This window comes from Lutibacter sp. (assembly GCF_030692605.1).
Classification (GTDB): domain Bacteria; phylum Bacteroidota; class Bacteroidia; order Flavobacteriales; family Flavobacteriaceae; genus Lutibacter.
This window is the reverse complement of sequence record NZ_JAUYUD010000015.1, coordinates 1-10,508: the sequence shown is the minus strand read 5'-3', so window position 1 is coordinate 10,508 and position 10,508 is coordinate 1. Positions and strand designations below refer to the sequence as shown.

Here is a 10,508-nt window from a genome sequence, read left to right as displayed (position 1 = left end):
AACGAAGCCAAAGCGCTTGGCGTGCCGATGGGTGCGCCATGGTTTAAGTGTGAGAACTAATTTTGATGATTGAACAGATTTTTGCGCTATTTGAAAATTATAGGAGTGGTATATTTAGTATCTTCTATTACGAATAGAAAGTTTTGACAAATCTCATAACAAAAATGAATTAAATAATAGAGTTAAAAAGGGAGTTTTTATTGCATATCAGATTAGATGCGCAATTGTTCATGCTGGTGAAAAGGGATTAATTTTTGAAAGTTATGCAGATGCTGTTGACGCTCTATCTACTTTAATAATCCCATTAGAGGAGGCAGCGCTTCATCACCTTGGAATTTTAACTTCATAATTAAAGGCGTAGGTAACTTGCGGCTACTAGGCGGCTACTAATCGAGAAAATCAGTATAAAAAAAACGCCCCAATCTTCCGAGAGGGGCGTCTGTAATGGTGGGAAAGAGTCCCCATAACAATAGTCTGCAAGCCTTTATTTGCAAAACTCTAATATTTTTATATAACAGAGTTACCCCTAAAGTTACCCCAATATGATTGGTGTTGTAACATTTTTCTAGTAAATACTATCTCTTGGCTTAGGTATATTTAATCATTCTCAAACTTAGATAATCTTTAAGTTAATTTCATTTTCTATAACAATGTGAAAAAATATATGAGGTGCAGTAACTTGCTAAACACTTATACTTTTGCATCGCACTATGCGTTTTCAATTGCATTTTTTATTTCAGATATCTCTTCTTGCAATCCATTGAGTATGTTCACGAGAAAATCCATTTTCTGCATCACCAACAAACACAGAAAAGTTTTCCTCAGTCTTTATTAATATAGCTTGTTCTTTAATTAGGTTAATTTCATAAACCGTTTGGGCATATGATGCACTTAACTCACGAAATTTCTTTGCCTGATTCCAGCCTAGCAATGAAGCAATTACAGCAACAAATATATCAGTTGGCCAATGTTCAGTTGTGGGGTGATTAATCCTAGCGATAGAGGAGGCAATTGCAAATATGCTAAATATGCATATCGCTATAAAGAAAATGTTTGATTGCTTTTTATTAAATTTTGATTTTGCTCTGTACCAAGTTAATTGATTATTAATTCGGTATTTTAAGTAGAAATCTTTTCGTTCATTGAGATTCTTCATTCTTGTTTCTAGCATCAAATTAGTTATTTCTTTACCCTCAGAGTGCTTGACACTTTTTTTTGTAATTTCTTTGTTGCTATCAACAATTTTTTTAAGTTTTGTAATGAATAACTCAATTGCTGCATCACTGTCTATATTGAATGGTTCTGCTTTAACCATAAACCGCCATGATAATGTCTTTACAGACTCGGCTAACGCTCTACCTCCATACCAAGACTTTTCTGGTAAACGAACTCCAATTAAAATCGTACATCCAAAACTTAGTAATAGAACTGCAATTTGAATGTAAATAAAAGTAGTATCAGAAACGTAAAATACTGACAATACTGCTGCAAGCGATAGGCACAGTAAGTTAAGGCCAAATACAAAAAAGAACTCCCTCTGAGCGTCTTGAGAAATTTTGTTTGATGCTTCGTATAAAGCAGGTAAGTCTTTATTATCCATATATCCTTTTCTATTTCATTTGCTCTAAAAGTATTACGCTGCAATTAATGACCTGTAATAGCACATTACCAAACTCATAAGATTTCATGGATATTATTTATTAGATTGATAAAGCTTCCAAATGCCATCAATTACTGAATTTTTTGACCATCCCACATGTTCATGTGAGTTTTCCACAACAATCCCAGAAGTTCTCTCCTGTCCTCTTGGGTTGACAGCTAGAATAGGTTTTGCATAGGTGTTTGAACCTTCAATTTCTTTTTGTATCCAATTGCTATAGTTAGCATACATGCCAGTAGGTATAATAATCACATGACTTTTCGCAATTTGATTATAGATTGCATCTGTTAGAGCTTTATTTGTTGGAGCATTATGAATTGGGTTATCTTGTGGTACGGAGAAGTTTCTAAAATCAATAGATGCTTGTCCGACAGTCCATTTTTCATCAAATATCCAACTTGCTAATGTTTCATATACACTTGAATATTTCCATGAGTGGCTTATAAAAATGTGGATTTGATGACTACTCATTATTTCTCCTTAATTTGCACTGTGTTTATATATTAAAATATTTAATATATAAATTTATTTAGTTAAACACTTCCACCCATTCCCTCAATAAACGTATTGATAAAGGTTTGAATCTTATCTCCCACACGCTCTAGAATAGATTTACGTTCTTTGATTAACGGCTTGAATTCAAGTGCGCCAGCAATTTCGTGCTGGTGAGGCAACCGATTAACGAACTGATAGTTCTGCATCAGCTTCTCTAACTGCTCAGGTTTAATCTTTTCTTCTACACAAAGCAGTTCAAATGCTTCTTTCTTATGCTTTGCCCAGTAACCCTCAAACTCACTAATTACGTTATCGGTAGGCTTTAACTTAGGTAGATTCTCTTCAATAAACTTCTCAATCAACTCGCGTTTGCTTCTCAGTTGCACCTCACCAGCCACCAAATCAATAATTTCCTTTTGGCGTTTCTTAGCTTCTTCAGGATTAAGCTTCCCTAGAGTCATTAATAGATTCAGAATATACGCCACATTAATTTCATCACGATGAATCAGGCTTAACTCAAAATCTATGTCTTCAAGGACTGAAGCTTGCTCAGGGTCAGATTGTTTTTTAACTTTGTCATGCACATCAAGATACTTGCTCTTGTAATCTTCAAACTCTTGCTCAGGCAGGTTTAAATCTTCAACACTGAATTCTGCAAAAGTTGTAATGATATTTTTAAGACGTAGCAATTCTCTAAACTTAATCACAAAGTCTAATTCAGCATTCTCATCGGCTAATACATCTACACTAGCTACAGTAGGTGCTATTGCCAATAAAGCTTCAGTGGCTTCATTGAATTTGGTGACGTAATCCTCATAAGGCTCAAGTAGAACCGTTTCTCTAGCATCTTTGTTAGAGAACAATGCAATGGCTTCATCGGTAGCCGCTTTAAGGTTTCTAAAGCACACGATATTACCTTGCGATTTCTTGTCATTCAGAATACGGTTAGTACGTGAGAAAGCTTGAACCAAGCCATGAAACTTCAGATTCTTATCTACATAGAGCGTACTCAGCCTTGGACTATCAAAGCCAGTTAGGAACATATTCACAACCAGCAATATATCCACTTGACCTGCTCTTACACGTTTGGCAATGTCTTGATAATAGTTGTAGTAGGTCTGACTATCACTAGTGGAGTATTTAGTACCGAACATACCATTGTAATCAGCAATGAACTCATCCAGCTTGTCACGGCTGTAGGGATTTATAGGTCCTTCAGGCATAGGATTTTCTTCAGGAATTAGTCCATTCATTAATCCGTTGGCATTTGGGTCTTCTTCATTAGCCGCGTAACTAAAGATAGTCGCAATTCTAAGTGGCTTGGTGACACCTACCTGCTTTTGTTTAAACAACTCGTAATACTTAATTAAAGTCTGCACACTACTCACGCAGAACATTGCAGTGAAGTCAGGGGATTTAGTTTTCTGTGTATGGTAAGCAAGAATGTAATCAGTGATTTTTTCAAGCCGTTTCGGACTGTCCAGTAAGGCTTTGGTATCTATTGCCTCCACCTGAATATCAGCATCCGTTGCAATGTCCAATTCATTATTGCTATTGATACGTTTGTACTTGCCTACATACTCCACTGCAAAGCGCAGTACGTTCTCATCCTTGATAGCATCAACAATCACATACTTATGTAAACACTCACTGAACAGGTCTTTGGTAGTTTTTTGATTACCGATACTACCTGATGCATTATCAGCAAAGATAGGAGTACCAGTGAAGCCAAACATCTGTGCGTTTCTAAAGAACTTCTTAATGTTCTGATGGGTATCACCAAACTGACTACGATGGCATTCATCAAAGATAAATACCACCTTCTTATCCTGCAAGTGTTCAACTTTACCCATATGCCTTGGATTCATGATGGCATTGTTGAGCTTTTGAATCGTGGTGAGGATGAGTTTATTGCTGTCGTCATTGAATTGCCTTACTAGCTTACTAGTATCAGTCGTTTCATCCACACTGCCTTTAGAAAAGCCGTTAAATTCTTTACAGGTCTGATAGTCTAGGTCTTTCCTATCTACGACAAACACCACTTTATGCACTTTAGGCATACGTTGGATGATTTGTGCCGCCTTGAATGAAGTAAGCGTTTTGCCACTGCCTGTCGTGTGCCAAATATAAGCATTGTCATTGCTGTGCTTAACTCTATCTACCAAGGCTTCTGTGGCATAAAACTGATAGGGTCGTAAGACTTTAATGATTTGCTCTTCAGTCATCACCATATACTGGGTAATCATCTTGGCAATATGACAAGGCTTCAGAAACTCACTACAAAATTCATGCAAATCCGATAAGCGTTTATTCTCTTTATCTGTCCAAAAGAAGGTCTGTTGAAAGCTTTGCAGTTTGTTATTAGAGAAATACTTGGTATTAACACCATTACTGATAATGAATAACTGCACATATTGAAACAGAGCAAACCCTGCATCATAGGAGTTATGTTGATAACGATTAACTTGGTGGAATGCTACTTTAAGCTCTGCACCACGCCTTTTGAGTTCAATTTGAACCAATGGCAAGCCGTTTATAAGTAAGGTCACGTCATAGCGGTTCTTACGCTTACCTTGCATGGTAATTTGATTGGTCACCTGAAACTCATTCAAGCACCAGTCATCACTATTGATAAAGCTAATATAAGCCACTTCATCATTGTCACGTCTTAAAGCATACTTATCTCGTAGGATTTTTGCTCGTTCAAATACACTGCCTGTATTGAGGTGATTGAGAATGCGGTCAAACTCATTGTTAGTTAATTTAATATCTTTGTTATGAATTTCTAACTGACGCTTGAGGTTAGACAGCATTGAAGCCTCATCTTCAATCACAACACTGGCGTATTCCATGCCATTAAGCTGGGAAATTAGGGCGGCTTCTAAGGCATATTCAGATTGAGTACTCAAGATGTTCTCACTTAAACAAACATCTGCTGTAATAAGCCTTGTTTGTATTGCTTTACGGCTTTTAGTTGAGTTTGGGTGGCGATGATTTTATCATCCAACGCCTTGAGGAAATTGGCAATTTTGGTTTGTTCTGCCTCTATTGGGCAAGGTAGAGGCAAATCATAGAAGCTTTCATTAGTAATATTCATACGGTCATGACGAGCGCCAGTATTTGAGATACTTTTCATGTAGTCATGCCAATGATTAGTTTGAAAATATTGCTCATAAAAATCTAAATTTCCCACTATAAATCTGAACACAGTATAAAGTGGCGACATCACACCTACTGTTAAATGGTTTCTTTTTATTGGACCGACTAATGCATTAGCTGAAATTCTTGGGTTATAAACAAAATCATCGGTTTCAACCACGTAATAACCACCTAAGTTGTTCTGATTTGCAATATCTCTTTCAAAGTAATCTGACTGACTGACAATGCCTTGAATGGCTGAGTTGGTTAATACATTATTAATGGAAGTGTCTTTATTTTTCTTGTTAACTCTCACTGCAATTTTTTCTAACTCAACAAAATCCCACTCAGGAAAATCCCCCCCATCATCATTTTTAAAACGAAGTTCTTGGCTAAAAATCTGTTGCATCACGCCTTTTTTGTATTGGGTTAATAGGTCGTGTTTTTGGGTTAGGTTGGTGATTTTTTCATCAACAGCCGTGAGGAAGTTGGCGATTTTTGCTTGCTCTTTTTGGCATGGAAAGACTATTTCAATAGCCAGCATGTCCGACTTATTTATAAATTTTGTAGCATTTCCAGTTTTTATTGAATCAAAGTAACCATCTGAAGCAATTTTCTTTAAAAATTCTCTAATAAACAGTGGATAACATTTCTTCGTATTGAGCGTGACTTTAAATATATTCCAAGCGATTAAAAATTTTATTTCAAACTCAACTAATACAACTTTGCCTAAAGTCCCAATATTTGAAATCAATAAATCGTTTACTTTTGGATTGTACTTATCTTTGTATTTATCATAGTCGGATTGGTTCAAGCTTCTAGCGTCTGAAAAATCTAAATACTCTCCTGTTATGTGTTTAGCCTGAATAATAGGAACTCCACCATCAACATATTCAACCTTATCAGCCGCAGTATTTATTCCTTGGTAATAATTAATTGAAACCTCTTCCAAAGTACTATTTCCCCACTCAGGAAATCTCTGACCCATATCATCTCTAAACCTTAACACAGGCACATTCATGTTTGTTGCTCTTGTACTGCAAAAGGTGGCTCAATACCCAACTCTTTGCAGAATGCCGCAATCGTTGCATCTGTCGCTTGGCTGGCTTTATCTAACTCAAATAATTGCGCTGAAATTGCACCTAAATCAATAGCATCTTCTGCCTCAAAGGTATCTACATAGCGTGGAATATTCAGGTTGTAATCGTTGGCTTTAATGCTCTCAATACTTGCTACATGGCTATACTTGTCTTCATTGGTACGCGCCTTGTAAGTATCCACAATCTTTTGAATATGCTCAGGTCTGATTACATTAGTAGTTTTAACCTTTTCAAAGTATTGACTAGCATCAATGAATAAAATGTCATCAGGGTGTTTGCGACATTTCTTGAATACCAAAACGGTGGTTGGTATAGCCGCACCATAGAACATATTGGCAGGTAAACCAATCACTGCATCTAGGCAGTTCAATTGCTCAATCAAGTAAGTGCGAATATGTCCTTCTGCCCCACCACGAAACAGCACACCATGAGGTAACACTACTGCCATCGTACCTTCTTCAGCCAAGTGATAGACCATATGCTGTACGAATGCCATATCAGCTTTACTGCTGGGTGCAAGTTTGCCATAGACACTAAAGCGGTCATCGTTCATATGAAGCTGGCTGGCACTCCACTGGGCTGAAAATGGTGGATTGGCTACTATGGCATCAAATCGTAAATCGCGGTGCTGTGGACGCTCTAGCGTATCTTCCTGCTTAATGTCAAAGTCTGCGTAATGCACGTCATGCAGAATCATATTCATACGTGCTAAGTTGTAGGTGGTACGGTTCATTTCCTGACCGTAAATCTTATCTACCTTAGTCGCTTCACGTTTTACACGTAGTAATAACGAGCCACTTCCACAGGTTGGGTCATATACACTTTTGAGGTTCTTATTATTTGCTGTCACAAGTTTGGCAAGCAAGGTTGATACTGGTTGGGGGGTGTAGAACTCACCAGCTTTCTTACCTGCACCACTAGCAAACTCACCAATGAGATATTCATAGGCATCACCCAATACATCTGCGGTGGCATCACTTAGGTTGAAATCAATTTTATCTAGATGCACCAGCACCTTGGCAACTAAATCATTTTTCTCTTTTTCAGTCTTACCAAGCTTTCCTGAAGTTAAGTCTAAGTCTTCAAACAGGTTTGCAAAGTCATCTGCACTATCAGTTCCGAGTGTGCTTTGTTCAATATTCTTAAGTATCTTGGTAAGGTCGCCTAGAATGAAGTTATGGCTATCTCCAACACCATTAGCATCTAGTTGGTTACTTCCCTTCATGGCAATGGCATGAAACAGTTCAGATGGCTTTAAGAAGTAACCAAGCTCATTTACTGCGGCATCCTCTAAAGCTTCTATGTATTCTTGACCTTCTGCTGTGTCTTCTTTGATTTCGGAAAACTTGAGGTTCTCTTGAGCAAGCTCTGCATCAGCAAATCGTTGAATTTTTTCTGAAAGGTATTTGTAGAAGATGAAGCCTAAAATGTAATCTCTAAATTCATCTGCCCCCATCTTGCCACGTAAGGTATTGGCGATATTCCAAAGTTGTTGCTGGAGTTGGCGTCTTTGTTCTTCTGACATGATTTTTTCTTAGTTATTAGTTGCCATATCATAATACAAAGATAGAACATTAAAATGAATTGAATGTATATATTCCACAAATTCAACATACAAACAATTAAGCAAATTTATTCCCTTTCCATCAAGCTTTGCCGTAGTCTTCTAATAAATATTTATCATCGGAGTTATGGTCAACAATATAGCCTTCACAGCGACCTTTTGCTTAGGAATGGGAACTTGATTAGCTAGAAATAGGCTCAAGATATTTTGGAATAGGCTGTTTATATTTATGAAATGGTGAAATATGGTCAGAAACTGGGCATTCAGTAGATTGCTCTGATGGCATGAATGTCATTACTTTATTCTTAGTATAAACGAGAATAACTTTGTCATACGACCAGCAGACTATCTCGCGCTTACCGTTGTGCATTTCCCATAATCCAAACATTTTATCGTCAGTATCATTGTCGGAATTACTGCACCCAACCAATGCAAAAAGCATTATCTGACCACTGTCATCATGGATACATGCGTCACTCATGTTACTTTTCTCATTAATTTATAACCTATTAAAATTCAGCAAATCAAACGCTATAAAACAACTTAGCCAGCTAGAAAGTTTCCCAAATCCAGTTCTTCCTGTTCTTCTATTACCGCTATTCTTTGGTCTTCGTCCAGTAGTTCCTTGTCCATGGCTGGTCTTCCCTCCATCAACATTTCTGCTACCATTCCGTTGTTCATCAGGTCGTTCAGCATTGTCCACGGATTGTCCACGTCCACCATCTTTCCGAATACCCCCAGTGGTGCTACAGCCGCTTTCCGTTCCGCTACCGTTGCTTGTTCTATCAGACCCATTAGCTTGTCCTGTATCGCCTCCAAGTAATCATCTTCAGATTCCAGTTCTACCGCTAGTGCTATCTGATGATTTAATGGAATCCACCATTTCAGACCATCAATGTTATAGAACTTTGACTCTTCTTGGGCTTCGGACTTAACTACTTCAGAAGTGGTTAAATGTTCGTTTAATATTTCATCAATATTTTCCAATGTAATTTCATCAAGGCCAGTTAACCTTGAATTAAATTCGTTTGGTTCAACTATCCTAGCTTTAGCATTTTCCCCATTTGATGAACTCATGACCTTCTTCCTAATAAAAGATTAATTTGGGTTAACTTAATGAATGCAGTTGATGTCGGTAATAATATGCCGCAAAAAGAACGTTTTGATTGCCGCTCATTTCCGAGTTTTAATACGTGTCTTCAGGAAGTCTTTATCTAGTGAATTCTTTTCATCGCTATTGCTGTCGTTTTGAGTAATCTTGGATTTTTTTACATTAAACATATCCATATCTCTTTTTATAAGGTTGTCACCATCACGACTAGATATGCCTTTAGATATTTTATATTCCTTGGCTTGGCTTAAAGGATACGTTTCAACAACATTTACTTTTACAGGTTCATGTTTGGTTTGTTCATGAATGGAAAAATCATTTTTGTTTAATTCATAACTATTGTTTTTTTTATGGCTATTAGGTTCACTCTTGTTTATCCAATAGATAAAAGCTAAGCCAGCACATATACCAATTATTGGGCCAAACCACATGGTCAATGTTGCACCGATTATGAAAGCAACTCCGATAATCATTACTTGCCCAGCATACATAGAGGCAATCACAATAATAATCAGTGCTAGAAGTAATATCCAAAGCGAACCATTACCATACCCAGCACCATCATTAAGCCATGAAGAGTCATCACCAACCCCTGCCATTAGTAATGTAGGAAATAAACCTAGTATTAGATAGCAAATGAATTTAGTTATCGCATACATCAACATCACCTAAACTTTGCTAATGTATATAAACAGAATTTTTTGTTTTTCATCTTTTTCTTTTGGGCAGGTCTTAGCCCATATTACTTTAATAACCTACTTATTCCCAATATATTGTGAGGACTTAGATTTCATTCTGCCGTAACTTCTCTTTCAGAAAAGGAGTAAGCTTGGAAGCAGAAGTCGCATTTGGATTAGTCTTAAGGGAGTTAAGAAAGAAGCAATCTATATCCCAAGAAAAATTAGCCCTTCAGGCTGGTTTGGAGCGTAACTACATCTCACTTCTTGAGTTGGGGCAAAATAGCGCATCAATCAAAACAATTTTCAAACTTACTTCTGTGCTTGAAATTTCCGCTTCAAAATTTATGGAAATGGTTGAATTAAAACTTCAGAATAGTTAATACTTAACATTCAGCCTAAAGAATTATTTCATGCCAATTATAGACACGTTGACCCACACCAGCCCTTCAATAATCATGGATTGGTGTTTGGTCACAAAGCAAAAGTTATTGCTTAGATGCCCCTTGTGGACGGAGCAGGGTTGGTTAAGCTTGCTTGCGGAGACGTGCCACAAATCCCATCAGACCAAGACCCATCAACATCATGCCGTAGGTTTCTGGTTCTGGTACTGCTGGAACACTTACCGCTATTGACGTCACCCCACTGCCAAATGGAGAGCCAAGACTCGAGACTGCACCAGTCTTAGTGTCATAAGACATGAGATTTTGGTAGCTACTACTGTAATTCGATGAATATAAAATGCCATCTGCTGACAATGCTA

The 10,508-nt window shown here is 37.3% G+C and carries 9 protein-coding genes; 1 reads left to right on the top strand and 8 read right to left on the bottom strand.

Annotated elements, in window-relative coordinates; translation table 11 throughout:
• Positions 1-736: 736 nt before the first annotated feature.
• The 7 genes from Q8S45_RS01425 to Q8S45_RS01395 all read right to left on the bottom strand — a co-directional run bounded on the left by Q8S45_RS01425 (position 737) and on the right by Q8S45_RS01395 (position 9,667).
• Positions 737-1,600 carry a DUF4231 domain-containing protein gene (locus tag Q8S45_RS01425; RefSeq protein ID WP_305600558.1) on the bottom strand — a complete coding sequence of 288 codons (864 nt, stop codon included), beginning with the start codon at positions 1,598-1,600 and terminating at the stop codon, positions 737-739.
• 93 nt (positions 1,601-1,693) lie between these two features.
• The gene (locus tag Q8S45_RS01420; RefSeq protein ID WP_305600556.1) at positions 1,694-2,131 is read right to left on the bottom strand and encodes a TIR domain-containing protein; all 438 of its coding nucleotides are present in this window, start codon (positions 2,129-2,131) and stop codon (positions 1,694-1,696) included.
• A 62-nt stretch (positions 2,132-2,193) separates the two neighbouring features.
• Complete coding sequence (locus Q8S45_RS01415; protein WP_305600554.1) at positions 2,194-5,064, bottom strand: type I restriction endonuclease subunit R; 2,871 nt, start codon at positions 5,062-5,064, stop codon at positions 2,194-2,196.
• An 11-nt stretch (positions 5,065-5,075) separates the two neighbouring features.
• A complete protein-coding gene (locus tag Q8S45_RS01410) occupies positions 5,076-6,314 on the bottom strand; it encodes a restriction endonuclease subunit S (protein ID WP_305600552.1) in 1,239 nt (412 codons plus the stop codon).
• On the bottom strand, positions 6,311-7,918 hold the full coding sequence (locus tag Q8S45_RS01405; RefSeq protein ID WP_305600550.1) for a type I restriction-modification system subunit M: 1,608 nt from the start codon (positions 7,916-7,918) through the stop codon (positions 6,311-6,313). The genes Q8S45_RS01410 and Q8S45_RS01405 overlap by 4 nt, the downstream gene beginning before the upstream one ends.
• Positions 7,919-8,500: 582 nt before the next feature.
• The gene (locus Q8S45_RS01400) at positions 8,501-9,034 is read right to left on the bottom strand and encodes a hypothetical protein (protein WP_305600548.1); all 534 of its coding nucleotides are present in this window, start codon (positions 9,032-9,034) and stop codon (positions 8,501-8,503) included.
• 96 nt (positions 9,035-9,130) lie between these two features.
• Positions 9,131-9,667 carry a hypothetical protein gene (locus Q8S45_RS01395; RefSeq protein ID WP_305600546.1) on the bottom strand — a complete coding sequence of 179 codons (537 nt, stop codon included), beginning with the start codon at positions 9,665-9,667 and terminating at the stop codon, positions 9,131-9,133.
• A 230-nt stretch (positions 9,668-9,897) separates the two neighbouring features.
• Between Q8S45_RS01395 and Q8S45_RS01390 the strand changes: the two genes are divergently transcribed.
• The gene (locus tag Q8S45_RS01390) at positions 9,898-10,128 is read left to right on the top strand and encodes a helix-turn-helix domain-containing protein (protein ID WP_305600544.1); all 231 of its coding nucleotides are present in this window, start codon (positions 9,898-9,900) and stop codon (positions 10,126-10,128) included.
• Between the two features lie 144 nt (positions 10,129-10,272).
• Here the strand turns inward: Q8S45_RS01390 and Q8S45_RS01385 are convergent.
• On the bottom strand, positions 10,273-10,508 hold a 236-nt coding region (locus tag Q8S45_RS01385), incomplete at its 5' end, for a PEP-CTERM sorting domain-containing protein (protein WP_305600542.1).

What these genes read in the sequence shown, in the direction of transcription:
- Q8S45_RS01425 (WP_305600558.1), bottom strand. Translation starts at nt 1,600, where the DNA reads ATGGATAATAAAGACTTACCTGCTTTATACGAAGCATCAAACAAAATT.
- Q8S45_RS01420 (WP_305600556.1), bottom strand. Translation starts at nt 2,131, where the DNA reads ATGAGTAGTCATCAAATCCACATTTTTATAAGCCACTCATGGAAATAT.
- Q8S45_RS01410 (WP_305600552.1), bottom strand. Translation starts at nt 6,314, where the DNA reads ATGAATGTGCCTGTGTTAAGGTTTAGAGATGATATGGGTCAGAGATTT.
- Q8S45_RS01405 (WP_305600550.1), bottom strand. Translation starts at nt 7,918, where the DNA reads ATGTCAGAAGAACAAAGACGCCAACTCCAGCAACAACTTTGGAATATC.
- Q8S45_RS01400 (WP_305600548.1), bottom strand. Translation starts at nt 9,034, where the DNA reads ATGAGTTCATCAAATGGGGAAAATGCTAAAGCTAGGATAGTTGAACCA.
- Q8S45_RS01395 (WP_305600546.1), bottom strand. Translation starts at nt 9,667, where the DNA reads ATGGCAGGGGTTGGTGATGACTCTTCATGGCTTAATGATGGTGCTGGG.